Source organism: Pseudomonas sp. S06B 330 (genome assembly GCF_002845275.2).
Classification (GTDB): domain Bacteria; phylum Pseudomonadota; class Gammaproteobacteria; order Pseudomonadales; family Pseudomonadaceae; genus Aquipseudomonas.
Map to the genome: position 1 here is coordinate 1,502,933 of NZ_CP088149.1, position 24,470 is coordinate 1,527,402.

Here is a 24,470-nt window from a genome sequence, read left to right on the forward strand (position 1 = left end):
GAGCGCTTCAGTGTTTAAACTCAATAAGGACCTTGAGCTGCCGCCGCAGCTTAAATGGAAATTTTCGCATGAGCCCGAATTGTTGGGTTGGACAATTCGGGCGCGTAATTACAATACGTTTGTAGCTAATTGCATGTTTGCATTTATGTTTGTATTGATAGCCATAGTGTCGTATTCCGTGTATTTGAATCCCGCGCCGGGTGAGGGGGTGCTGACTCGAGTGATGGTTGGTCTTTGCTTTTTTTTAATTATTACACTTACAATTTCCAGTATGACCCATCAGCGAATGAAGTTTGCCTATCGCTTCACCCCTTCTGGAGTGGAATGCTGTGAATGGAAAGATTTCCCGGAGTGGGTCCTGACATTTTTGAAATGGATTGCGGGGATAACGGCGATTTTATTTGTTTTTATGGCAACCATTGATCCGTCATTCTTGCTTGGTGCGCTGATAGGTCCCGGCGGAATCGGATTGACGTATCTCTCGATGGCCTATTCAAAGAGTTATCGAGAAATGCATACCCAATACCATCATCTGATTCATGAGTGGAAAGATTTCACGCAGCTTGCTATTGCAACCAATAGAGAGGTGGTCGATTTAAAATACAGTACCACCATGGAAGGAGATGACTTTGTAACCAATTGGAATATAAATATTTTTTGCAAGCGAAAGCAAAAGGAAAAAGTGGCGGAGCTTATCAGGCCTTTTTTATCCCCAGGTGTGCCTTTTATTAAGGCGAAAGTTAACGTGCCGCTCAGTACAGATTAATGGTTGAGCGTTGGTGGCAATTGGCCCAGTTTCTCGATGGCAACTGGGTCGATCCAACGCTGCTTGGAGCGTTGCCGGAAGGACCAAGAAATAGACTCTGCCCAGCGGATTTTGCTTACCCCTAGCAAGAGCAACACTGATTTTGGCAAGTCTGGGTAGATAGTCCCGCGGCCAGTCCGAGTGCTGGCCAATAAAAATACCAAACTCTTAAAGCTGGATGTTCCAGATTAAACTAATTAGTGGGCGCTTCAGTGTTTAAACTTAATAAGGACCTTGAGCTGCCGCCGCAGCTTAAATGGAAATTTTCGTATGAGCCCGAATTGTTGGGTTGGACAATTCGGGCGCGTAATTACAATACGTTTGTAGCTAATTGCATGTTTGCATTTATGTTTGTATTGGTAGCCATAGTGTCGTATTCCGTGTATTTGAATCCCGCGCCGGGTGAGGGGGTGCTGACTCGAGTGATAGTTAGTCTTTGCTTTTTTTTAATTATTACACTTACAATTTCCAGTATGACCCATCAGCGAATGAATTTTGCCTATCGCTTCACCCAGTCTGGAGTGGAGTGCTGCGAGTGGAAAGATTTTCCGGAATGGGCTCTGAAATTTTTGAAATGGGTTGCGGGGATAACGGCGATTTTCTTTGTTTTTATGGCAACCATTGATCCGTCATTCTTGCTTGGTGCGCTGATAGGTCCTGGCGGAATCGGATTGACGTATCTCTCGATGGCCTATTCAAAGAGTTATCGAGAAATGCAAACCCAATATCATCATCTGATATACGAGTGGAAAGATTTCACGCAGCTGGCTATTGCAACAAATAGAGAAGTGGTGGACTTGAAGTTTACTCATTTCGATCAGCGCCTTGGACGAGTGGTGAATTGGAGTTTGAATATTTTTTGCAAGCGAAAGCAAAAAGAAAAAGTAGCAGAATTTATCAGACCTTTTTTGTCCCCAGGTGTGCCTTTTATTAAGGCGAAAGTTAACGTGCCGCTCAGTACGGATTAATGGTTGAGCGTTGGTGGCAACTGCCCCAGTTTTTCGATGGAAACTGGGTCGATTCAACGCTCCTTGGAACGTTGCCGGAAGGACCAAGAAATAGACTCTGCCCAGCGGATTTTGCTTACCCATCGCAAGAGCAACACCGACTTTGGCAAGTCTGGGTAGATAGTCTCGCGACCAGTCCGAGTGCTGGCCAATAAAAATACCAAACTCTTAAGGCTGGGAGTTCCAGATTAAACTAATTAGTGAGCGCTTCAGTGTTTAAATTCAATAAGGACCTTGAGCTGCCGCCGCAGCTTAAATGGAAATTTTCGCATGAGCCCGAATTGTTGGGTTGGACAATTCGGGCGCGTAATTACAATGCGTTTGTAGCTAATTGCATGTTTTTGTTTTTGTCAGTCGCATTGATTGGTTTGTCGTATGTAGTGTATTTAGTGCCCGCGCCGGGTGAAGGCATCATGGCTAGAGTTGTAATTGGCTTTTGTTTTTATATGATATTTTCATTTGTAATCTTGAGTGTAACCCATCAGCGAATGAAGTTTGCCTATCGCTTCACCCAGTCTGGAGTGGAGTGCTGCGAGTGGAAAGATTTTCCGGAATGGGCTCTGAAATTTTTGAAATGGGTTGCGGGGATAACGGCGATTTTCTTTGTTTTTATGGCAACCATTGATCCGTCATTCTTGCTTGGTGCGCTGATAGGTCCTGGCGGAATCGGATTGACGTATCTCTCGATGGCCTATTCAAAGAGTTATCGAGAAATGCAAACCCAGTATCATCATCTGATATACGAGTGGAAAGATTTCACGCAGCTGGCTATTGCAACAAATAGAGAAGTGGTGGACTTGAAGTTTACTCATTTCGATCAGCGCCTTGGTCGAGTGGTGAGTTGGAGTCTGAATATTTTTTGCAAACGTAAGCAGAAAGAAAAGGTAGCGGATTTTATCAGGCATTATCTGTCTCCAGACGTACCTTTTATTAAGGCGAAAGTTAACGTGCCGCTCAGTACAGACTAATGGTTGAGCGTTGGTGGCAATTGGCCAAGTTTCTCGATGGCAACTGGGTCGATCCAACGCTGCTTGGAGTGTTGCCGGAAGGACCAAGAAATAGGGTCTGTCCAGCGGATTTTGCTTACCCCTCGCAAGAGCAACACCGACTTTGGCAAGTCTGGCTAGATAGTCCCGCGGCCAGTCCGAGTGCTGGCCAATAAAAATACCAAACTCTTAAAGCTGGATGTTCCAGATTAAACTAATTAGTGGGCGCTTCAGTGTTTAAACTTAATAAGGACCTTGAGCTGCCGCCGCAGCTTAAATGGAAATTTTCGCATGAGCCCGAATTGTTGGGTTGGACAATTCGGGCGCGCAATTACAATACTTTTGTAGCTAATTGCATGTTTTTGTTTTTGTCAGTTGCACTGGCTGGGCTGTCGTATGTAGTGTGTTTAGTGCCTGCGCCGGGTGAAGGGTCGTAGCTAGAGTTGTAATTAGTTTTTTCTTTTATATGGTCTTTACACTTGTAATTTTGAGTGTGACCCATCAGCGAATTAATTGCGCCTATCGCGTCACTAAGTCCGGATTGGAGCATTGTGAGTGGAAAGACTTCCCGGAGTGGGCTCTGAAATTCTTGAAATGGCTTGCGGGGGTAACGGCGGTTTTCTTTGTTTTCATGGCAACCATTGATCCGTCATTCTTGCTCGGCGCGTTGATAGGCCCAGGCGGGGTGGGTTTGACGTATCTCTCAATGGCGTACTCAAAGAGCTATCGGGAAATGCATACCCAATACCATCACTATGCGTTTGAGTGGAAAGAAATCACCCAGCTCGCGGTTGTTACTAATAGAGAAATCGTCGATTTTCAGTACAGCATCATACAAAAGGGCGATGAGCATGTAACCAATGGTGGGGTTAATGTTTTCTGCAAAAGAAAACAAAAAGAAAAGGTCGCTGAATTTATCAGGTCTTTCTTGTCTCCAAACGTACCTTTCATCAAAACCAGGGCTGACGTTCCACAGTACTGATGGGGGATATACATTATGTCAGCAATGATTAGCCTGTATTGCGATGTAAGCTCTCGTGCAGTCTCTATGAAGATCTATGGTGCGAGGCGCGAGGCGGGCCCCACCAACTTCCTACTCTCCGGCAGAAGCGGGCTTGTCCCGCGTTGCTATCAAGCTGCGTTTGGTTAATGGGGAGTGAAGATCCGTTGCACGCCAACGCCATCAAGCACTGCATCGATCAGCGCATGCGCCGCTTCGATATGCTGGCCGGCACCCGAGACGAGGGAGCGATCGTTGTGCGTGAGATGATCTAGCGCATCGCTCACCGTAGCTTCGGCACAACGCAGCAGTTGGCAGGCATGAAGCAGCGCTTCTTCGGCAGGTATGCCTTCACGAACGTTGAACATGAGGTTGGTGCCGAACGGGGTGTTGGCGGTGGTGGCGCGGGAAAGGTCGAGAATGGGCGGATCGGGGACGATTTTTTTCATGGATGGCCTCAAGTTATGAAGCCTCCACGCCTCGCTGCTAAACGAAGGGTGGCAGCTGTACGCGGGTTAGCAGACCGGTAACTCGAGAAACCCGGCGCACCCGAAGGCGCCCCACGTACAACCACCATATAGCGTTGTGCCGTCGACATCGAGTAGTGAGCCGGACTGCTAAATCCGATCGTTGGATTTTCCAACGACGACAGCAGCCTAGGGCCCCGAAGGACCTGGCACAACAGAGCAACGGCGGCGGAAGTATGATTCAGAAGGGTCCTACAGAAAACACCTACGATCTTGCGATTTTTCGACGCGCGTTGTGGGGGCTGCTTAGTGCCGAGCCCCCAGGTAATAAAACAGCGCCGCCAGCAGCACCGAGCCAATCAAAAGGTAGAAAGTGGCCACCGGCATCAGATGCGCCAGGGCAAAACCGCAGATCACCGGGCCCAGGGCGGCGCCGAGGTTGGACAGGTTCTGTGCGCCGTAATACACCCCGCGCAAATGCTCCGGGGCGATGCGGTCGATGAACATGTACTCGGCCGGGATCACGATGATTTCGCCCAAGGTGAACACCAGCATCGCCAGGCACCAGACCAGTAGCGTCTGCGCCAGAGAGAAGCCGAGCAAGCCGGCCAGGAACAGTGCCATGCCGGCCATCAGCCACGGCATAAGCTGACGGCTGCTGATGCGCCGGCCGATCACATACTGCAGGGCGATCACGGTGATTGCGTTGGTGGCGACCAGGTAGCTGATGTAGTGCGCCGCCTGGCTGGCATCAAGGGTCACCACCAGATACTGCGACAGGTAAGCGGTGAACTGGCCGAACACCACAGCACTGAGCGCGCCGCCGAGGGTGAAGCAGATCAGTCGGCGATCCTTGAGCAATTGCCCGCCCACGCTGAAAAAGCCAGCCTGCGGGCTGCCGTCCAGGCGTGCTGGTGCCGAGCGCTCGCCCCAGCGTCGGTAGCTCAAGCACATGGCCAGGCCGAGCAGCGCAGACACCAGAAATGGCAGGTGATCGTCGAGCATGATCAGCGCTACACCAAGAAACGGCCCGACGGCATAGGCGACGTTGCTCAAGGTGTACTTGATCGAGAAGACCTCGGCACGTTCCTCCAGCCCCAGCAGCGCACAGAACCCGGCCTTGGCGGCAATATCGACCACTGCCAGGGCCAGGTTGATCAGCACCAGGCTGGTAAAGAACAAGCTGAGTTCGCGGCTGACCACTGCGCCGACAAAGGCCACGGCAAACACCAGGGTCGAGGCGATGATCACGGTATAGCTGCGCAGGGTATCGATCAGGTAGCCGCCATATAGGCTGAGCAGCGAGGCAACAATCAGCGCACCACCGATGATCAAACCGATAGCACTTATGTCCAGGTCGAAGTTTTGCGCCAGGTAGACCACCAGGTAGGGCAGGGTGATCGCCCGGGCCAGGGTCAAGACAAAAGTGGTAGCCAGCAGCAGACGTACCTGCAGGCTGTAGCGTTTTACGGCGTTGAGCATTGTCACGTCCTTGTTGTCATCGCGGGAGCCGTCGCGGAGCAAGCATACGCGCGGGCAGGCAATGGCGAACAGAAGTTGTATATCTATAAAACCGATAACAGATAGAGAAAATACCCGTTATATGGATATTCTTTGCGGGCATAAGATGGTCCCACGTCACCGGCCTACAGGAGACTCCGACCATGCCATGCTTGCAACAGACCACTTCGCCCTTGCGCCCACTGAGCCACTTGGCTCACCCGCGTGAAGTCATCCGTCAGTTCACCCCCAACTGGTTCGCCGCGACCATGGGTACCGGGGTTTTGGCCCTGGCCCTCATGCAGATTGGCATGGACGCCTTGCACGGGCCGGCAGAAGCCCTGTGGTGGCTGACGATTGCCTTGTTCGTGTTGTTCAGCGTTCTCTATGCCGCCCGTTGGTTGATGTTCTTCAACGAAGCGCGGCAGATTTTCGCCCACTCCACTGTGTCGATGTTCTTCGGCACTATCCCCATGGGGCTGGCCACCATCCTCAACGGCTTCCTGTTGTTTGGGATCAATCGGTGGGGCGAAGGCATCGTGCCGTGGATCGAGGCGCTTTGGTGGTTTGATGTTGGCCTGGCGCTACTGTGCGGCGTGGCCATTCCTTACCTGATGTTCACACGCCAAGAGCACAGCATCGACCAGATGACCGCAGTCTGGCTGTTGCCGGTGGTGGCCGCTGAGGTTGCCGCTGCCAGTGGTGGCCAGTTGGCGCCGCACCTGCTGGATGCCCACAGCCAGTTCCTGATGCTGATCACCAGCTATGTATTATGGGCGGTATCGCTGCCAGTGGCCTTCAGCATTCTGACTATCCTTATGCTGCGTATGGCGCTGCACAAACTGCCGCACGCCAACATGGCCGCTTCCAGCTGGCTGGCACTTGGCCCGATTGGTACTGGCGCCTTGGGCATGCTTCTGCTGGGTGCTGAAGCACCGGCGATATTCGCTGCCAACGGCTTTGGTGACCTCGGTGAAATCGCCCGCGGCCTAGGCCTGGTCGCCGGCATCGTACTGTGGGGCGCAGGCTTGTGGTGGTTGCTCACTGCTGTGCTGATTACCTTGCGCTACATGCGCCATGGCATGCCTTTCAATCTTGGCTGGTGGGGCTTCACCTTCCCGTTGGGGGTTTACAGCCTGGCCACCCTCAAGCTCGGTGCCTGGTTGGGCTTGGCCTTCTTCCAGCACATGGGCCTGGTGCTGGTGGTGGCGCTGGTTGGCTTGTGGATGATGGTCGCCAGCCTGACCCTGCGCGGCGCCTGGCGTGGTGAGCTGTTCGTCTCGCCCTGTATTGCCGGTTTGTGCAACAAGTAGATTGCATTTACCTGAGTGATTGTGGCTTTGTTCGGCCTGCGCGCCTCCAATTACAAAGCCCCACTCAGGTACACGGATGATGAGTCAAACCTCGCAATTCAGCCTTCTTGGCAAAAGACGGTTTTTGCCGTTCTTCATTACCCAGTCGCTGGGTGCGTTCAATGACAACCTGTTCAAGCAGTCGTTGATCCTCGCCATTCTCTACAAGCTGGCCATCGATGGTGACCGCTCCATCTGGATCAACCTCTGCGCCTTGCTGTTCATCTTGCCGTTTTTCCTGTTCTCGGCCCTGGCGGGCCAGTTCGGCGAAAAATACCCCAAGGACGCCTTGATCCGCCTGATCAAGCTGGCCGAGATCGGCATCATGGCTGTCGGTGCCATGGGCTTTCTGACCAATAATCTGATCCTGATGCTGCTGGCGCTGTTCGCCATGGGCACGCATTCGGCGCTGTTCGGGCCGGTCAAGTATTCGATCCTGCCGCAAGCGTTGCATGAACAGGAACTGGTCGGTGGTAACGGTCTGGTGGAAATGGGCACCTTCCTGGCTATTCTGGCCGGCACCATTGGCGCTGGGGTGATGATGTCCAGCTCGCACTACGCGCCGGTGGTTGCCTGTGCCGTGGTCGCCGTGGCAGCCCTGGGCTATCTGTCCAGCCAGTGGATTCCCCGGGCCAGTGCGGCCTCGCCGCAGATGAAGCTGAACTGGAATATCTTCACCCAGTCCTGGGCGACCTTGCGCCTGGGCCTCGGTCAGACCCCAGCGGTGTCGCGCTCGATTGTCGGTAACTCCTGGTTCTGGTTTGTCGGGGCGATTTACCTCACGCAGATTCCTGCCTATGCCAAGGACTGGCTGCACGGCGATGAAACCGTGGTGACCTTGGTGCTGACCTTGTTTTCGGTCGGGATTGCCCTGGGTTCCTTGCTGTGTGAGCGCCTCAGCGGCCATAAGGTGGAAATCGGCCTGGTGCCGTTCGGCTCGTTCGGCCTGACCCTGTTTGGTTTGCTCTGGTGGTGGCATTCGGGCGATGTACCCGTGGCAGCCACACCGTATGACTGGCTGACGCTGCTGGGCATGGCCCAGGCTTGGTGGACCTTGCTGGCGATTGTCGGCCTTGGCGTGTTTGGTGGCTTTTACATTGTGCCACTGTATGCGCTGATCCAGTCGCGCACGGCGGTGCAGGAACGTTCGCGGGTGATTGCCGCCAACAATATTCTCAACGCGCTGTTTATGGTGGTCTCGGCAATTGTCACCATCGTTCTGCTGAGTCTGGTCGAGCTGACCATTGCGCAATTGTTCCTGGTGGTCTCGCTGCTGAACATCGGTGTCAATGCCTACATCTTCCGCATCGTTCCTGAGTTCACCATGCGCTTCATGATCTGGTTGCTCAGCCACTCGATGTACCGGGTCGAGCACCGTGACCTGCAGCAGATCCCGGAGGAGGGCGCAGCGCTGCTGGTATGCAATCACGTGTCGTTCGTGGATGCGCTGCTGATCGGTGGCGCGGTGCGACGGCCGATTCGCTTTGTCATGTACTACAAAATCTACCAGTTGCCGTTGCTCAACTTCGTTTTCCGCACCGCGGGCGCGATCCCGATTGCCGGACGCAACGAAGATCCAGAAACCTACGAGCGGGCGTTCAAGCAGATTGCGGCTTACCTGGCGGACGGTGAACTGGTGTGCATCTTCCCCGAAGGCAAGCTGACCACTGACGGTGAGATTGATGAGTTCAAAGGTGGGTTGAGCCGGATCATCGAGCAAACCCCGGTGCCGGTGATTCCCTTGGCGTTGCAGGGGTTGTGGGGGAGCTTCTTCAGTCGCGACCCGGCCAAGGGCTTCTTTCGTCGCCTGTGGTCGCGGGTGACCCTGGTGGCCGGCGCTGCTATCTCGGTGGAGGTCGCGGAACCGGCACTATTGCGTGAGCGTGTCAGCCAGTTGCGTGGCGAGCAGCGCTAAGGGAGGCGGGCAAGGTCAGCTGGCGCTGACCTTGAGGCCAACCAGGCCGCAGACGATCAGCGCCACGCTGACCAGGCGGACCAGGGCCATGGATTCACCAAACAGGATGATACCGGCAATCACCGTGCCGACGGCGCCAACGCCGGTCCAGATGGCATAGGCGGTACCCAGCGGCAGTTCTTTCATGGCCAGGCCCAGCAAGCCGAGGCTGATGACCATGGCGCCGATGGTGAGCACGGTGGGGAGAGGGCGGGTGAAACCATCGGTGTACTTGAGACCGACAGCCCAGCCTACTTCGAACAGGCCGGCGAAAAACAGGATGATCCAGGACATGCAGAGTCTCCATCAGTTGATGGGGCCGTCCCCGAAGCGGTCACGCGGTGCGTCGTGAGGCCGTCCTCACAGTGGGCAATATAGTGCCCAAGTTGATCAGCGACCACAAGGCTAGCTTGTGGCCGCTGCCGCTACAGGTCAGATGCCTTGTGGAATATCTTCGCCTCCCAGCGCTTCGAACAGTGCCGGGAGGAATTCGCCGAAGGTCAGCATCATCAGGGTAAAGCTGGCATCCAGCTGCCCCAGCGCTTCGTCGCCACCGTCTTCTTCGGCCTGGTCTTGCAGCAGTTCTTCAAAGCGCAGGCGCTTGATGACCATTTTGTCGTCGAGTACGAACGACAGTTTGTCTTGCCAGGCCAGGGACAGCTGAGTCACGACCTTGCCGGTACCCAGGTGCAGCTGAATCTCGTCGCTGGTCAGGTCCTGACGTTTGCAACGAACAATGCCGCCGTCTTCGTGGGTGTCACGCAGCTCGCATTCGTCCAGTACATAGAAGTCAGGTGCAGCTTGCTGGGTCTTGACCCAGTCGGTCATGGTCGCGCTCGGGGCGATTTTCACGGTCACCGGGCGCACGGGCAGCGAGCCCATGACTTCACGCAGGGTCGAGAGCAGGTCTTCGGCACGCTTGGCGCTGGCCGAGTTGACCAGGATCAGGCCTTGCTTGGGGGCGATGGCGGCGAAGATCATCGAGCGGCGTATAAAGGCACGCGGCAGGAAGGCCTGGATGATTTCGTCCTTGATCTGATCGCGCTCCTTCTTATAGACCTTGCGCATCTGCTCGGCTTCGATCTCGTCGATCTTCTCTTTAACCGCATCACGCACCACGCTGCCAGGCAGGATGCGCTCTTCTTTACGTGCGGCGATCAGCAGGAAGTCACCGCTGACATGGACCAGGGGTGCATCTTCGCCTTTGCCGAAAGGGGCGACGAAACCGTAAGTGGTCAACTCCTGGCTGGCGCAAGGGCGCGCCGGCTTGCTGGCCAGAGCGGTTTCCAGTGCTTCGGGATCGAACGGGACATCCTGGGTCAGGCGATAGGTCAGCAGGTTTTTGAACCACATGGGGTGAATCTCTCCTTAACACATAAGGAGGGCATTATTCTCCGAGCAGGCACTTTAGGCCAAGCCCGCTAAGTCGTTGGAACGCCTGAAAAATTTTTTTAAAAAAGTGCTTGCCAGAGTGTTCGGTGCTCCGTAGAATGCGCGCCACACCGAGACGAAGGGTGATTAGCTCAGCTGGGAGAGCATCTGCCTTACAAGCAGAGGGTCGGCGGTTCGATCCCGTCATCACCCACCACTTCTCAGTGTATCGCGCAGCGGTAGTTCAGTCGGTTAGAATACCGGCCTGTCACGCCGGGGGTCGCGGGTTCGAGTCCCGTCCGCTGCGCCATATTTAGCTTCCAGGGCCCACTGAACACCCGGAAGCAACAAAGAAAGCGACCTTAGGGTCGCTTTTTTTGTTTCTGGATTTCGTCCAGAATCCACCAGCACGCTGGTACGTCGCAGTTTTCTCCGTGCCAGCCCCTACTGAGCAAGAGAACGATCATGCAGGATGCAAGCACTTCCCCAGCGCCTTTGCTGGGTATTGACCTGGGAACCACCAACAGCCTGGTGGCCGTCTGGCGGGATGGTCAGGCGCAATTGATCCCCAACGCCCTTGGCGACGTCCTCACCCCCTCGGTCGTCAGTCTCGACGACGACGGCAGTATCCTCGTAGGCTCGGCCGCCCGAGCGCGTCTGACCACCCACCCTGATCGTACCGTCGCGGCCTTCAAGCGTTTCATGGGCAGTGATAAAAAGCTTGAGCTAGGCGATCAGTCGTTCAGCCCCGAAGAACTCTCGGCCTTGGTGCTCGGTGCCTTGAAAGCCGATGCCGAAGCGTTCCTGGGCTGTACGGTGAACGAAGCGGTGATTTCCGTGCCGGCGTATTTCAGCGACGAGCAGCGCAAGCGCACCAGCTTTGCCGCCGAGCTTGCCGGTTTGAAGGTGCAACGCCTGATCAATGAGCCAACCGCTGCGGCCATGGCGTACGGCCTGCACGAGAAGAAGTTCGAACGCACACTGATCTTCGACCTGGGCGGCGGTACCTTTGACGTCACGGTGCTGGAGTACGCGCTGCCACTGATCGAGGTGCATGCATCGACCGGTGACAACTTCCTCGGCGGTGAAGACTTCACCGCGGCGTTGCTGCAGGCCTGCCTAAAGGATTGGCAACTGAAGCCCTCGGCACTGGAGCCACAAGCCCTGGCCAGCCTTGCCGATGCCATTGAGCAGCTCAAGTGCAAGCTGGGCGAGGGCGAGCAGCAGCTGAGCTGGAACGGTGCCGGTGAAAACCGCGAATGGTCGCTGGATGAGGCGCGGGCGCTGAAAATCTGGGCCATGCTGTTGGCGCGCATTCGCACGCCGATTGAGCAGGCGCTGCGGGATGCCCGGGTCAGCCCCAAGGACCTCGACAGCCTGGTGCTGGTAGGCGGCGCCACGCGTATGCCGGCGGTGCAGCAGATGGTTGCCACGCTGTTTGGCCGCCTGCCGTATCGGCACCTGGACCCAGACACCATCGTTGCACTCGGCGCCGCCACCCAGGCGGCTTGCAAGGCCCGCGACGCGGCGATCGAAGAGCTGATCCTCACCGATGTCTGCCCTTACACCCTGGGGATTAATACCAGCCGCAGCGAGACGGTGACGGGCGTGTTTTCACCCATCATTGAGCGCAATACGGTGATCCCGACGTCGCGCGTCGAGCGTTTCAGCAGTACCCATGTTGAGCAAAAATCGATCCGTATCGAGGTGTACCAAGGTGAACGGCCGTGGGTAAAAGACAATATCTTTGTTGACGCCTTCGACGTGCCGCTGACCCCCAACGGCAAGCTGCAGAGCCTGGATGTGCGCTTCAGTTATGACATCAACGGCCTGCTGGAAGTCGACGTGACCTTGCTCGACACCGGTGAGCAGCACAGCCACAGCATCGACCGCAGCCCCACCGGGCTGGATCAGCAGGCACGCCAGGCCAGTCATGCACGGCTTTCGGGTTTGAAAATCCATCCGCGTGATGCGCTGCCCAACCGCACCTTGCTGGCCCGCCTGGAACGGGCCTGGATGCAGAGCCTGGGCGATGAGCGCGAGCAGATCGGCCGCTGGCTGGATGATTTTTCCAATGCCTTGGCCGGTCAGCAAGCCGATCAGATCAGCACTCAGCGCAAGCGCCTCAGCGAGGCGCTGGAGCAACTGCGTTTTTAACCGTTCAAGCGCCGCAGGGCAGCTTGCAGGCCCGCCTGCAGGTTGAACTGCGTTGCGTTGACCGGCGCTACGCCGTAGCGATTGGGCAGCGGTTCACCTGGAAGGAACAACAGCACCACCGGCAAAAAGTGCAGAAAAGGCAGCAGCGCCGCGAACAGGATCAGTGTCGGGATACCCCGGCCGATATCGTGTAAACGACGCAGGCTGGCACTGCCCAACAGGCCGACGAACAGCAGGCCGAACAGGTACTGCAGCGGTGTACCAGCGGCCATTATCGTCAGTATCGGCCCGAGCAGGATGCTGCCGAGCACTTGCAGCCCGTAGCCCTTGCGACCCAGGCGGCTACCCAGTTTCCAGATGTGTAATGCGGGCACCGGCTGGTTGCTAGTGTTGGCCAGCAGCAGGCGTTCGGACCATGACAGCAATGCGGTCAGGGCTGCGCGAATGCCGGTGTCCATGCCGGGAAAGTCTTTGCCACGCTGCAACTCTTTGAGCACTTTGGCCCGTGGTACACCGTAGTTGCCAAAACGTACCAGGTTCTTCAGTGCATCCAGCGCGGTATAGAACAGCGGGGCATGGATCAAATGATCCTCTTCCAGCAGCTTGCGCGGCGGGTGCACAGGCTCACCCTTGATCAGGCCCGTGCGAAACGGCTCGAACCAGTCTTGCGAGCAGGTCAGGTTGGCAATGCGCTGCAATAGGTCGCGGTGCTGTTCGGCGCTCAGGCTTGGATCGTGATAGAGCACGCCACAGAGCAACATCAAGCCCAGCAGGTCGTCATCGAAGGCGCTTGGATTATTCTCCAGGCAGGCATAAAGCTGTTGATTGCTCGGTAGCTTGGCGCTGTCGAGGGCCTGCTGCACAGTGAGCAGGCCTCTGCCCATCAACTGCTGAACCGGGTCGTCAGGTTCCAGCCAACCCAGTAGCCCCTCAAGGTGGCCTTGCTCAGCTTGCAGACGCATCAGCCATTGGTGCAGCGGGGCAAAGGGATGTCCGGCCGGATAGCTCAGGCCCGCCAGCAATTGCGGCGAAACCAGCGCCAGCCAGCGTTCCGGCTGATTGATCAGGGCCAGCATGAACAGGTTCTGTCGATGCCAGTTCCACAGTTCGTCGTCGCTTGGCGGGCGGGGCAGCTCGATGCCGAGCGTGGCCAGTTGCGCCAACAGGTCAAGCGCATAAGGGACCGGGTACAAGGAGCTCGGCTCGATCGCCTCAGTCAGGCGGATCACCCCGGCAGCCGGGTAGCTGCGCATGCGCCGCATCCAGTCGCGGCACACGGGCAACACGTTGTCGTCAGTCAACGCTTCAGGCAGCTGTGCGTGCGCCGACGGGCTGTTGATGAAGGCGGTCAGGGCCAGGGCAATCGGTGATTCGTTCAACCAGCGTAGCTGTTGCTCAGCCTGGTACTGGAAGCCTTCGAGGATCAGCGCATCGAGTGGGTCGTCGCTGACCGTGTCGGCGAGTATCTGGCGCAGCAGACCACTGTCGCCGCGATGCAGAGCCCAGGCATGGCGATACAGGCGCTGCAGTTGAGCGTCCTCCTGTTCATCAAGCAGCCAGGCCAGCAGCGGCAACTCATCGCCACTGCTCATGCGCCATTTGACGAAGGTGCCTGCGACGCCTGGTAGCGCGTTGCGGGCCGCTTCGAACCAACGCGTCAGGGTTTCCGGGCGCTGTGACGGGCTGCCCCAAACCTGCGCGTGCTCGCCCAGATGATTGGGCCAGGTCAACACCGGGTCAAGGCGGTCAAAGGCCTGGATCAGCAGGGGCAAGCGCTGGGGCTGGTGGGTCAGGCACAACTCCAGCAGCCAGCGCGCCGCCTGCGGATGTTGGTACTCGCGCCATAGCTGCGTCCAGCTTTGGCGCGCCAATTCTTCCTGGCCAGTGTGGCTGCGCTGGCAGGCGAGCAGGTACAACAGATCGACGTCGTCCGGTGCCTGGCGCTGTTGCTCGGTAACCCTCGCGCACAAGGTCTTGCTGCCGATACCGGCCTGGCTGAACTGTACCAGCAAACGCTGGACAAAGGCCTCATCCGCGGGGAAGGCAAAGCAGGTGTGGGTGCTGGCAAAACTCTTGTATTCAAACAGCGGCCGATTGTGAAAGAGGTACTCGAGTGTGCGGGCAAACCATAAGGTTTCGATCTGCGCAACCGGCGGCCAATCCTTCATCAGGGCGGTGTCGAAGGGGTCCGCTTCAGCGATACGCTCAAGGAACTCTTCTGCCTGACGCGGCTGTTCCAGGTGCAGCAACTGATGGCTCCACCCCAGGCGCTTGGCCAACAATTGCGCGCAATTGTGGGATAGCGGACCGGCCTGCATCAGTTGGTACAGCAAGTGCCAGTTGACTTGTTCCAGGTCGGCCAGTGACAACTGATCGAGCTGCTCGATAAAGGCCTGCCACGCAGCCGGGTCGAAGCGCTTGCTGGCGTCTTCGAGCAGGGCGCTAAAAGCGCTCAGGGTGAGTTCGACAGGACCGTTGTCGACTGGCGCCTGTTCTTCATCTGCTGGGGCTTGATCCTGCTCCATACGGGCCAGTTTCAAGGCGGTTTCGTAGGCTTGGCGCAGGGCTTGAAAACCTTGTGGGTCGGTTTCCGGGTGGTGCTGCGGCAAGCGTGCGCGGTAGGCACCACGAATGACGTCAGGATCTGTGGTCGGCTCAATGCCCAGGTGTATCCAGCAACTCATGACCAGCAGTCCTCTTCCAGGGTGTCAGGGCGTTCCGGCAGGTCCAGTGGCAGGTCCCAGGGCAGGCTGGCGAGCAGGTTGCTGGCGCCGTTGTTGAGGTTGATGAGGATGCAGCGATTCCAGTGCTCGTCGCCCTGACGGGCCAAGTCCTGGGCCAGGTCATCATCACTGCTATCGGAGCAGTTCCACAGCGCCTTGCCGTAGATGTAGCCGGCCAGGTAGCTGTTCCAGCCGTTGTAGTAATGACGCGCACGCAGGGCCAGACGGCCCTGCAGCCAGAGGCTTTCTTCGGCACTGATCCAGCCTTTGCGCAGGCCGCTGCGCAGCAAGAAGCCCATGCGTCCCAGGTCCCAGGCGCGCACGCCGCCCTGGCCGCAGTCAGGCAGGGTCCGGTAGGCGAATTGGTACTGGATACGTTGGCGCGGGCCGAGTTGCGCCACGGCGTCTTGCCACTCGCTGGGCAGGCAACGGGCCGCTTGCCAATAGGCATTGCTGACTTCGCGGGCATGACCGTCATCGGCCATTTGCAACATGTCCAGCAACTGCCGACGATTGCTCAGCCCCCACCATTTCTGCAGGTCTGATTCGTCTTCATCTTCCAGCGCGTAGTAGGTGGCGGCGGTGTAGCTGGCGCCATTGAGGGCGGCCATGGGCGCGGAAAGCGCGTACAGCCAGTGCTGCTCGATTTCTTCCATGAAAACACTCCGGGGCCGGTAGGAAAATAGACAAGTGCCGGCCGTGATGGCGCGCATGATAAAGCCTGTTGCCAGGGTGTGCCATGCAATGGTGCAACTGAGCCATAGCGGTGCAGTGCGCCGACCGGTTTTTGTTGGAAAATGCCCGGCCCACATGACTTCGAGCATTCTGGCGCGACCCTTGCTAAAGCCTGAACATCCGGCAATCAACGCAGATTGCCCCGTTCACGACAAAGGCGCCGTGTTGCTCCTGCTTGTTTTCACAAGCCGGGGCAGCAAGGCGCCTTTTTGTTTGCGCAAGCAGGAGGTCGGCAGATGAGCAGCACTGTGCGCAGCGTTTGCCCGTATTGTGGGGTGGGATGCGGCATCGTCATGACGGTTGAAGGCAACCGGGTAACCAAGGTCAGTGGTGATAAACAGCACCCGAGCAATTTCGGTCGGCTCTGTACCAAGGGCCTGACCGCACATCAGCCATTGCGCGATTCAGGGCGCATGGAGCGGGCCTACCTGCGTGACCAGCGTCAGCGTGATCCGGTGCAAACAAGCATGGAGTTGGCCATTGAGGGGGCTGCCCAGCGTCTGCGCGCCATCCTGGACGAGCACGGGCCGGACGCCCTGGCGTTCTACGTTTCCGGGCAGATGTCGCTGGAGGCGCAATACCTGATCAACAAGCTGGCCAAAGGCTTTGTCCGCAGCCGGCACATCGAATCCAACTCACGCCTGTGCATGGCCAGCGCCAGCAGCGGCTATAAACAGTCGCTGGGGGCTGACGGGCCGCCGGGCAGCTATCAGGATTTTGACCGCGCCGAGGTGTTTTTCGTGATTGGCGCGAACATGGCTGACTGTCACCCGATCCTCTTTCTGCGCCTGCTTGACCGGCTCAAGGCCGGTGCCCGCCTGATCGTCGTCGATCCACGGCGCAGTGCCACCGCCGACAAGGCTGACCTGTTCCTGCAGATCAAGCCGGGCACCGACCTGGCGCTGCTCAATGGCTTGCTGTACCTGCTCAAACACAATGGCCACTGTGACGATGATTTTATTGCCCGCTACACCGAAGGCTGGGAGGGTATGCCGGCCTTCCTTGAGGACTACACCCCCGCACGCGTCGCGGCCATCACCGGACTGGCCGAAGCCGACATTCGCCAGGCCGCTGAATGGATCGGCCTGGCCCCAGAATGGATGAGCTGCTGGACCATGGGCCTGAACCAGAGCATTCACGGCACCTGGCAGACCAACGCCCTGTGCAATCTGCACCTGGCCACGGGGGCCATTTGCCGGCCTGGCAGCGGGCCGTTTTCGCTCACCGGGCAACCCAATGCCATGGGCGGACGCGAAATGGGCTATATGGGCCCTGGGCTGCCTGGTCAGCGGTCGGCCTTGATCGCCAGTGACCGGGCGTTCGCCGAGCAGCTCTGGCAGGTGCCGGCCGGCAGTTTGCGCAGTGAAGCCAGCGATGGCACGGTGGCCTTGTTCGAGCAGCTCGCTGCCGGGCAAATCAAGGCCTGCTGGATCCTCTGCAGCAACCCGGTGGCCAGTGTCGCCAATCGCCAACAGGTGATCGACGGCCTGCAGGCAGCGGAACTGGTGATCGCCCAGGATGCCTTTCTCGACACCGAAACCAATCGCTATGCCGATATCCTTCTGCCTGCGGCGCTGTGGGCCGAAGGGGAAGGGGTGATGATCAACTCCGAGCGCAACATGACACTGATGAACAAGGCCGTCGAGCCGCCCGGGGAGAGCTTGCCCGACTGGCAGATCATTGCCCGTGTCGCCTGTGCCATGGGCTATGCCGAGGCGTTCAGCTACGACAGTGCCGAGGCGGTGTTCGAAGAGCTCCGCAGGGCCTGGAATCCGGAAACTGGCTACGATGTACGCGGCGTCAGCTACGCCAGCCTGCGCCAGACGCCTCAGCAGTGGCCGTGTGAGCCGGGTCGGGAGGACAACCGCAGCCCGCTGCGTTATCGCAATGACGGGATCAGCCAGACGCTGTATCGCGATGGCGCCGGCCGGGTACCGGCCATTGCTTTTCCAACCCGCAGCGGCAGGGCCCGTTTCTTTGCCCGACCCTGCCTGCCCACCGCCGAGTTGCCGGACGAGGAATTTGCCCTGGTGCTCAACACGGGGCGTGTCCAGCATCAATGGCACACCCTGACCAAGACCGGCAAGGTCGCGGCGCTGAACAAACTCGATCCCGGCCCTTTCGTCGAACTTCATCCCGAAGACGCCCAGCGCCTGGGCATTGCTGAAGCGGACCAGGTACAGGTGCGCTCACGCCGTGGCCAGGCCGTATTGCCTGCACGGATCACCACACGGGTTTTGCCGGGCAATTGTTTTGCCCCGTTTCACTGGAACGATGTTTACGGCGACTTCCTGGCAATCAACGCTGTCACCAGCGATGCCGTTGACCCGGTGTCGCTGCAGCCCGCGTTCAAGTACTGCGCCGTGGCGTTGCAACGCGTGGCCGTTGAGCGTATTGCCGCTGTTGAATTCGAATCACAGACCTTGTCTGTGCAGGATCAGCACCTGTTGCTTTGGGCCTCGCAAACCGGCAACGGTCAGGCGTTGGCCGAGCAATGTGCCGAGCGCTTGCGCCAAGCGGGTTTGGCGGTGCAGTTGAGTTGCATGGAGGATGTCGCGCTGGAGCAATTGGACAGCCCCGCCAGCTTGCTATTGATTGCCAGTACCTTTGGTGATGGCGATGCACCGGATAGCGGCGCGGCGTTCTGGCGAGGGCTGCACGGTGAGCATTCGAGCCGTTGCGCAGGGTTGCCCTATGCCGTGCTGGCGCTGGGGGATTCCAGTTATGAGCAGTTCTGCGGTTTTGGTCGCAAGCTTGATCAGCGTTTGGCGGAGCTGGGCGGCCAACGGTTGTTGGAGCGCGTGGACTGCGAAGGTGATTTCGTCGAGCCGGCTGGCCAGTGGCTGCAAGCCTTGCTCGGCAAGCTCGGGCATCAAGGCGTTGAACCCATCGCGCAGTCATCCGTGCCAGTCTCAAGCAGCTTTAGCAAGCATCGGCCGTTGGCGGCCTGTCTGGTGGAGAACCGTTTGCTCAACAGCCCTGGCACCAGCAAGGAAACCCGCCAGATGGTGTTCGATCTGGGCGACAGCGGTTTCACCTATCAGGCCGGTGATGCCTTGGGCGTCTGGCCACGCAACTGCCCGGCGCTGGTCGAGGAGTTGCTGCTGGCGAGCGGTCTTGATGGCCGCCGTTGCGTCAGCCTCAAGGGGCAGCCCGACATGCCGTTGGTGCAGGCGTTAAGTGAGCATCTGGAAATTGCCCGTATCACCCCGCAGATACTTGAAGTGATTGCCCGCCACAGCGCTGACGGTGACTTGCAGCAACGGCTGCTGGCGCAAAACAAGGCGGCACTGAAGGACTGGCTATGGGGCAAGCAACTGGTCGATCTGGTGCAGGCGTTTGCACCGGTACTTGATCTGGACACCTGGTTGAGCGTGCTCAAACCGTTGCAGCCGCGACTCTATTCGATCAGCTCAAGCCAAAAAGCACATCCCGAACAGGTTCACCTGACCCTGTCCACCGTCCGTTATGGCCAGCGCAAGGGCGTGTGCTCCAGCTACCTGGCCGACCGGGCAGAGGGGTGGCGGGTGGCGATCTTCCCTCAGCCGACCAGCCATTTTCGTCTGCCTGCAGACAACTCGGCGTCGGTGATCATGGTCGGCCCAGGCACGGGGGTTGCGCCGTTTCGGGCTTTTCTTCAGGAACGTCAGGCGATGGCTGCCAGTGGGCGCAACTGGCTGTTGTTCGGCGAGCAAAAGGCCGCCAGTGATTTTTATTACCGCGACGAACTGTTGACCTGGCAGCGCGACGGCCACCTGAGCCGCTTGGACACCGCCTTCTCCCGTGACCAGACGGAGAAAATCTATGTACAACAGCGCATGCTCGAGCAGGGCGCTGACCTGTGGCGCTGGCTGCAGGAGGGCGCTTACTTCTATGTCTGTGGCGACGCCGGGCGCATGGCCCAGGACGTCGACGCCGCGCTCAAGCACGTGGTGCGCGAGCACGGTGCCATGAGTGTCGAGCGGGCCGAGGCCTATGTCGGCGACCTGAACCGCAGCAAGCGCTACCTGCGCGACGTGTATTGAATGCCCCATTAGGGGGAGGTGTGCACCAGTCTGGGTCGATGACAACGGCTCAAACTACTTGGAAAACCCCGGTTTCAAAGGTTTCTGGCAGTTGGCACGCTCCCTGCTTTTGTACTTTTACAACGTTCCCGCGGGTCAATGGCGATTCGCACGCGGAACTGCATAAAACGACCAGGCAAAGGCGCCTGGAGCTTCGGCTCCAGGCGCCTTTTTTGTTTTTCCGGGCTCGCCCCGGCAGCAGCGCCACCGTGAATGGCCTTGAGTGAGGATCGGGTATGAATGCAGCAATGACCATCGCCCCGCGGGAAAAACTGATCATTGTCGGCAACGGCATGGTTGGCCATCACTGCGTTGAGCAACTGATCGAACGCGATGCCCTGAGTCGCTTCGAGCTGCGGGTGTTCGGTGAAGAGCGCCAGCGCGCCTACGACCGGGTACACCTGTCCGAATACTTCAGTGGCAGCGATGCCGAGACTCTGGCGTTGGCGGCGGCGGGCTTGTACGCCGAGCAGGGCGTTAACCTGCACCTGGGCGAAGCGGTGCTGGACATTGATCGCCAGCGTCGTGAGGTGGTGACCTCGGTGGGACGCTATGCCTACGACTACCTGATTCTGGCCACCGGCTCCTATCCTTTTGTGCCGCCGATCGAAGGTTGTGAAGGTGCTTCACGGCTGGTGTATCGCACCCTCGATGATCTTGATGCCATTCGTGCGGCAGCGGCCAATGCCCGGCGTGGTGTGGTGGTCGGTGGTGGCTTGCTCGGGCTTGAGGCCGCCAATGCCCTCAAATCCCTGGGCCTGGAGGCCCATGTGGTGGAGTTCGCGCCGCGCCTGATGCCCGTGCAACTGGATGCCGAAGGGGGCACAGCCTTACGCGCGCAGATAGAAGCGCTCGGGGTCGGCGTGCACCTGTCACGGGCAACCCAGTCAGTAGGGGCGGGCGAAGATTATCGCTACCGGATGAATTTTGACGGTGGCGAGTTTCTGGAAACCGATCTGATCGTGTTTTCCGCCGGGATTCGTCCGCAGGATGCCCTGGGTCGCCGCAGCGGTCTGGACATTGCCGCGCGCGGTGGGGTGGTCATCGACAGCGCGTGTCGCACCAGCGATGCACAGATCTTCGCCATCGGCGAATGCGCGTCGTGGAACGGCAGTGTATTTGGCCTGGTAGCGCCGGGCTACAGCATGGCGCGCAATGTTGCCGGTGAGCTGGTGGGTGAGGACGCCGCCAGTTTTACCGGTGCAGACATGTCGACCAAGCTCAAGCTGCTGGGTGTCGATGTCGGTTCTATCGGCGATGCCCATGGCGTGACGCCGGGTTCGCGTAGCTACCGGTTCATCGACGAAGCCAATTCGGCCTACCGTCGCCTGGTCGTCGATGCCAGCGGCAAACGCGTGCTGGGGGCGGTGCTGGTCGGTGACAACAGCTACTACGACACGTTGCTGCAGTATGCTCAGAACGGCATCAGCCTGCCTGCCGACCCTGCCGCATTGATTCTGCCGCAAGTGTCTGGCGCACCCACCTTGGGGGCAGATGCCTTGCCGGACAGCGCGACCATCTGCTCCTGTCACAACGTCAGTAAAGGGGCGATCTGCAGCGCCATCGACAACGGCTGTGGCGAGCTTGGCGCGCTCAAGCAGCAGACCAAGGCCTGCACCGGTTGTGGTGGCTGCGCAGCCTTGCTCAAGCAGGTCTTCGAACACGAACTGATTGCCCGTGGCGTCAGTGTCGACAAGCGCCTGTGTGAGCACTTTGCCTACACCCGTCAGGAGCTCTACGCCCTGGTGCGCGTCGAAGGCATCCTCAGCTTCGACGAGATGCTCGCCAAGCACGGGCGCGGTGATGTCGGCTGCGATATCTGCAAGCCCACGGTGGGCTCGATTCTGGCGTCGTGCTGGAACCAACCGATCATGGACCCGTCACGGGTGCCGTTGCAGGACACCAACGACACCTTCATGGCCAACATGCAGAAGAACGGTACCTATTCGGTGGTGCCGCGCATTCCCGGTGGTGAAATTACCCCGCAAAAGCTGATCGTGATCGGTCAGGTGGCGCAGAAGTACGACCTCTATACCAAGATCACCGGCGGCCAGCGCATTGACCTGTTTGGCGCTCAGTTGCATGAGTTGCCGGCGATCTGGGGCGAGCTGATCGAGGCGGGTTTTGAAACCGGCCACGCCTATGGCAAGTCCACCCGAACGGTTAAATCGTGTGTGGGCAGCACGTGGTGCCGCTACGGCGTTCAAGACAGCGTGCAGATGGCCCTGACCTTGGAAGACCGCTACAAAGGCCTGCGCTCGCCGCACAAGCTCAAGTTCGCGGTGTCCGGTTGCACCCGCGAATGCGCCGAGGCGCAGAGCAAGGACATCGGCGTGATCGCCACCGAAAAAGGCTGGAATCTGTACATCTGCGGTAATGGTGGCATGCGTCCGCGCCATGCCGAGCTGTTCGCCACTGACCTGGATGATGCCGGTTTGATCCGCCTCATCGACCGCGTGCTGATGTTCTACATCCGCACCGCCGACAAGCTGCAGCGCACCTCGGTCTGGCGCGAGAGCCTGGAGGGCGGGTTGGATTACCTCAAGCAGGTGATCATCGAAGATAGTCTGGGCCTGGGGGCTGAACTGGAAGCACAGATGCAACTGGTGGTCGACCGTTACGAATGCGAATGGGCCAATGCGCTTAAAGACCCGGAAAAACTCAAACGCTTCCGTACCTTCGTCAATGACCAGCGTCCTGACCCCGGTGTGCATTTTGTCCGCGAACGTGGTCAGCGTCGGCCTATCGCCGCGGCTGAACTGCAGTTGATCCCGACCACTGAAGAGGTGCTGTGATGAGCCTGTCCAATGCTGTAGTAAATCTGCAACCCCACGACTGGCAAGCGGTCTGCAGCCGTCACGATCTGGTCGCGCAATCGGGGGTAGTGGTCTGGTTCGAGGGCCGCCAGGTGGCGTTGTTCTACCTGCCGGAGCAGGAGGTATCGCTATTTGCCCTCGACAACCAGGACCCCAAGTCCGGTGCCAATGTGATCGGCCGCGGGCTGGTTGGCCAGCTCAAGGGTGAACTGGTGGTAGCAGCGCCGTTGTACAAGCAGCATTTCAGTTTGAGAGATGGTCGTTGCCTGGAGGACCCGCAGCAGGCGTTGCAGGTGTGGCCGGTGCGGCTGCGCGGTGAACAGGTGGAGCTGGGCTCAATGTAGCCGCTGCCGGCAGGCTGTGATCGGGTGTGAAATGGCCGCCATTCATACATCCGATGACGACTGCTTCGCAGCCGATCGCAGCCTTTCGGCAGCGGCTACACGCGGTGAACCGCAAAGCAGTCGCAGTCCACGCAAGCGCTCGATAAACTCCGGGGATGAACCTCGACACCCGAATCAAATTCCGCCATTTGCTGTGCTTTCTTGAAATCGCCCGCCAGGGCAGTTTTGCCAAAGCCGCCGACGCCATGGCAATCACTCAGCCGGCCATCTCCAAGACCCTCAAGGAGCTGGAAGAATTGCTGCAGACCCGGCTGTTCGAGCGCAGCAAGCAGGGGGTCGAGCTGACCCCGGCCGGGGTGCGTTTCATGCGCTATGCCGGTCCCAGCGTGCAGGCGCTGCGTGAGGGCGTGAGCAGTGTGCGTGGCGAAGAGCATGCGCCACCACAGGTGCGCATCGGTGTGCTGTCGACGGTGGAAAGCCTGTTGATGCCAGAGGTGCTTTGCCGTCTGCATCAACGCCATGATGCCCTGGTGGTCAGCGTCGCTACAGGCCCGAGCGCGTACCTGCTGGCGCAACTGCATGTGGGGGAGCTGGACCTGGTGATCGGGCGTATGACTGATAGCCCGCAGATTCAAGGCCTTTTATTTGAGCACCTGTACAGCGAATCAATGTCGTTGGTGGTGCGTCCGGGCCATCCCTTGCTCGCCCGTCAGCCCCTTGAGCGCAGTCAGCTTGGACGCTATCCGCTGGTGCTGCCGTTGGCCGGCACAACCATCCGCAAGCATGCCGACAGCCTGTTCGTGCAGTGCGCCATCGAGCAACCGGTACAGCGCTTGGAAACGCTTTCACCGGCCTTGAGCCGACGTTATGTGCAAAGCAGCGACGCCGTCTGGGTCGCACCGCGTGATGCGGTGCGCATCGACCTGGGGCGTGGTGAGTTGTGTGAACTGGACCTGGGTGTAAAAGAACCGGGAGGCTCGGTGGGCATCTGCAGCAACGCCGCCTTGCCGCTGAGTATGCCGGCACGCTGGTTGTGTGAGGTGCTGCGCGAAGTGGCCGGTCAGTACCGCGACGGCCGTTATCCATGAAATCTTCATGAACTTACAAACAGCTACAAAACCTGCGCGGGGAAGTTGCTCAAGTGCGTTGTCCCGTCAATACTGGCCACTGGCTGCAGCTTTGTAAGAAG

17 protein-coding genes and 2 tRNA genes are annotated in these 24,470 nt (G+C 58.5%); 13 read left to right on the forward strand and 6 right to left on the reverse strand.

Going from position 1 to position 24,470, the window contains the following annotated elements; genetic code table 11:
* Positions 1-10: 10 nt before the first annotated feature.
* The 4 genes from CX511_RS07035 to CX511_RS07050 all read left to right on the forward strand — a co-directional run bounded on the left by CX511_RS07035 (position 11) and on the right by CX511_RS07050 (position 3,780).
* Positions 11-766, forward strand: coding sequence for a hypothetical protein (locus CX511_RS07035; RefSeq protein WP_220639108.1), 756 nt, complete (start codon positions 11-13; stop codon positions 764-766).
* A 251-nt stretch (positions 767-1,017) separates the two neighbouring features.
* Complete coding sequence (locus CX511_RS07040; protein WP_220639109.1) at positions 1,018-1,773, forward strand: hypothetical protein; 756 nt, start codon at positions 1,018-1,020, stop codon at positions 1,771-1,773.
* A gap of 251 nt (positions 1,774-2,024) precedes the next feature.
* A complete protein-coding gene (locus tag CX511_RS07045; protein ID WP_220639110.1) occupies positions 2,025-2,780 on the forward strand; it encodes a hypothetical protein in 756 nt (251 codons plus the stop codon).
* Between the two features lie 511 nt (positions 2,781-3,291).
* The gene (locus tag CX511_RS07050; RefSeq protein WP_177409665.1) at positions 3,292-3,780 is read left to right on the forward strand and encodes a hypothetical protein; all 489 of its coding nucleotides are present in this window, start codon (positions 3,292-3,294) and stop codon (positions 3,778-3,780) included.
* A 164-nt stretch (positions 3,781-3,944) separates the two neighbouring features.
* Here CX511_RS07050 and CX511_RS07055 read toward each other — a convergent pair whose 3' ends face one another.
* Both CX511_RS07055 and CX511_RS07060 read right to left on the reverse strand, forming a co-directional pair.
* Entirely contained in the window at positions 3,945-4,247 is a 303-nt protein-coding gene (locus CX511_RS07055) for a DUF6124 family protein (protein WP_052675453.1), read from the reverse strand.
* Positions 4,248-4,571: 324 nt separating this feature from the next.
* Positions 4,572-5,747, reverse strand: a complete 1,176-nt coding sequence (locus CX511_RS07060) for an MFS transporter (RefSeq protein ID WP_101291825.1) — start codon at positions 5,745-5,747, stop codon at positions 4,572-4,574.
* Between the two features lie 182 nt (positions 5,748-5,929).
* Here CX511_RS07060 and CX511_RS07065 point away from each other — a divergent pair, with 182 nt between their 5' ends.
* Together CX511_RS07065 and CX511_RS07070 are read left to right on the forward strand one after the other, a co-directional pair.
* Positions 5,930-7,078 carry a TDT family transporter gene (locus CX511_RS07065; protein WP_101291824.1) on the forward strand — a complete coding sequence of 383 codons (1,149 nt, stop codon included), beginning with the start codon at positions 5,930-5,932 and terminating at the stop codon, positions 7,076-7,078.
* A gap of 79 nt (positions 7,079-7,157) precedes the next feature.
* The gene (locus CX511_RS07070; protein ID WP_045180193.1) at positions 7,158-9,032 is read left to right on the forward strand and encodes an MFS transporter; all 1,875 of its coding nucleotides are present in this window, start codon (positions 7,158-7,160) and stop codon (positions 9,030-9,032) included.
* A gap of 15 nt (positions 9,033-9,047) precedes the next feature.
* Here the strand turns inward: CX511_RS07070 and sugE are convergent, their stop codons facing one another.
* A complete protein-coding gene (gene sugE / locus CX511_RS07075; RefSeq protein WP_045180192.1) occupies positions 9,048-9,365 on the reverse strand; it encodes a quaternary ammonium compound efflux SMR transporter SugE in 318 nt (105 codons plus the stop codon).
* Between the two features lie 138 nt (positions 9,366-9,503).
* Positions 9,504-10,424, reverse strand: coding sequence for a recombination-associated protein RdgC (gene rdgC, locus CX511_RS07080; RefSeq protein WP_045180190.1), 921 nt, complete (start codon positions 10,422-10,424; stop codon positions 9,504-9,506).
* A gap of 159 nt (positions 10,425-10,583) precedes the next feature.
* On the opposite strand from rdgC, the gene CX511_RS07085 reads away from it, so the two are divergent.
* The 3 genes from CX511_RS07085 (at position 10,584) to CX511_RS07095 (ending at position 12,599) form a co-directional block, all read left to right on the forward strand.
* Positions 10,584-10,659 (forward strand) — tRNA-Val (locus tag CX511_RS07085).
* Between the two features lie 16 nt (positions 10,660-10,675).
* Positions 10,676-10,752, forward strand: a tRNA-Asp gene (locus tag CX511_RS07090).
* A gap of 155 nt (positions 10,753-10,907) precedes the next feature.
* Positions 10,908-12,599 (forward strand): molecular chaperone HscC, encoded by a 1,692-nt coding sequence (locus CX511_RS07095; RefSeq protein WP_045180188.1) that lies wholly within the window; start codon positions 10,908-10,910, stop codon positions 12,597-12,599.
* Here CX511_RS07095 and CX511_RS07100 read toward each other — a convergent pair.
* Both CX511_RS07100 and CX511_RS07105 read right to left on the reverse strand, forming a co-directional pair.
* The gene (locus CX511_RS07100) at positions 12,596-15,283 is read right to left on the reverse strand and encodes a DUF805 domain-containing protein (RefSeq protein WP_101293070.1); all 2,688 of its coding nucleotides are present in this window, start codon (positions 15,281-15,283) and stop codon (positions 12,596-12,598) included. The two genes, CX511_RS07095 and CX511_RS07100, sit on opposite strands and share 4 nt — an antisense overlap.
* A complete protein-coding gene (locus CX511_RS07105; protein ID WP_045180184.1) occupies positions 15,280-15,978 on the reverse strand; it encodes a DUF1266 domain-containing protein in 699 nt (232 codons plus the stop codon). Before CX511_RS07105 ends, CX511_RS07100 begins: the two co-directional genes overlap by 4 nt.
* A 315-nt stretch (positions 15,979-16,293) precedes the next feature.
* Between CX511_RS07105 and CX511_RS07110 the strand changes: the two genes are divergently transcribed.
* The 4 genes from CX511_RS07110 (at position 16,294) to pcaQ (ending at position 24,369) form a co-directional block, all read left to right on the forward strand.
* A complete protein-coding gene (locus CX511_RS07110; protein ID WP_101293069.1) occupies positions 16,294-20,082 on the forward strand; it encodes a bifunctional nitrate reductase/sulfite reductase flavoprotein subunit alpha in 3,789 nt (1,262 codons plus the stop codon).
* Between the two features lie 275 nt (positions 20,083-20,357).
* A complete protein-coding gene (gene nirB, locus CX511_RS07115; RefSeq protein WP_101293068.1) occupies positions 20,358-22,916 on the forward strand; it encodes a nitrite reductase large subunit NirB in 2,559 nt (852 codons plus the stop codon).
* On the forward strand, positions 22,916-23,281 hold the full coding sequence (nirD, locus tag CX511_RS07120) for a nitrite reductase small subunit NirD (RefSeq protein ID WP_101293067.1): 366 nt from the start codon (positions 22,916-22,918) through the stop codon (positions 23,279-23,281). Before nirB ends, nirD begins: the two co-directional genes overlap by 1 nt.
* A gap of 155 nt (positions 23,282-23,436) precedes the next feature.
* On the forward strand, positions 23,437-24,369 hold the full coding sequence (gene pcaQ, locus CX511_RS07125) for a pca operon transcription factor PcaQ (RefSeq protein WP_045180175.1): 933 nt from the start codon (positions 23,437-23,439) through the stop codon (positions 24,367-24,369).
* Positions 24,370-24,470 lie beyond the last annotated feature (101 nt).

Coding starts and splice junctions, on each gene's coding strand:
- CX511_RS07105 (WP_045180184.1), bottom strand. CDS start 15,978: ATGGAAGAAATCGAGCAGCACTGGCTGTACGCGCTTTCCGCGCCCATG.
- CX511_RS07060 (WP_101291825.1), bottom strand. CDS start 5,747: ATGCTCAACGCCGTAAAACGCTACAGCCTGCAGGTACGTCTGCTGCTG.
- pcaQ (WP_045180175.1), top strand. CDS start 23,437: ATGAACCTCGACACCCGAATCAAATTCCGCCATTTGCTGTGCTTTCTT.
- CX511_RS07065 (WP_101291824.1), top strand. CDS start 5,930: ATGCCATGCTTGCAACAGACCACTTCGCCCTTGCGCCCACTGAGCCAC.
- nirD (WP_101293067.1), top strand. CDS start 22,916: ATGAGCCTGTCCAATGCTGTAGTAAATCTGCAACCCCACGACTGGCAA.
- nirB (WP_101293068.1), top strand. CDS start 20,358: ATGAATGCAGCAATGACCATCGCCCCGCGGGAAAAACTGATCATTGTC.
- CX511_RS07110 (WP_101293069.1), top strand. CDS start 16,294: ATGAGCAGCACTGTGCGCAGCGTTTGCCCGTATTGTGGGGTGGGATGC.
- CX511_RS07100 (WP_101293070.1), bottom strand. CDS start 15,283: ATGAGTTGCTGGATACACCTGGGCATTGAGCCGACCACAGATCCTGAC.
- rdgC (WP_045180190.1), bottom strand. CDS start 10,424: ATGTGGTTCAAAAACCTGCTGACCTATCGCCTGACCCAGGATGTCCCG.
- CX511_RS07095 (WP_045180188.1), top strand. CDS start 10,908: ATGCAGGATGCAAGCACTTCCCCAGCGCCTTTGCTGGGTATTGACCTG.
- CX511_RS07070 (WP_045180193.1), top strand. CDS start 7,158: ATGAGTCAAACCTCGCAATTCAGCCTTCTTGGCAAAAGACGGTTTTTG.
- CX511_RS07055 (WP_052675453.1), bottom strand. CDS start 4,247: ATGAAAAAAATCGTCCCCGATCCGCCCATTCTCGACCTTTCCCGCGCC.
- sugE (WP_045180192.1), bottom strand. CDS start 9,365: ATGTCCTGGATCATCCTGTTTTTCGCCGGCCTGTTCGAAGTAGGCTGG.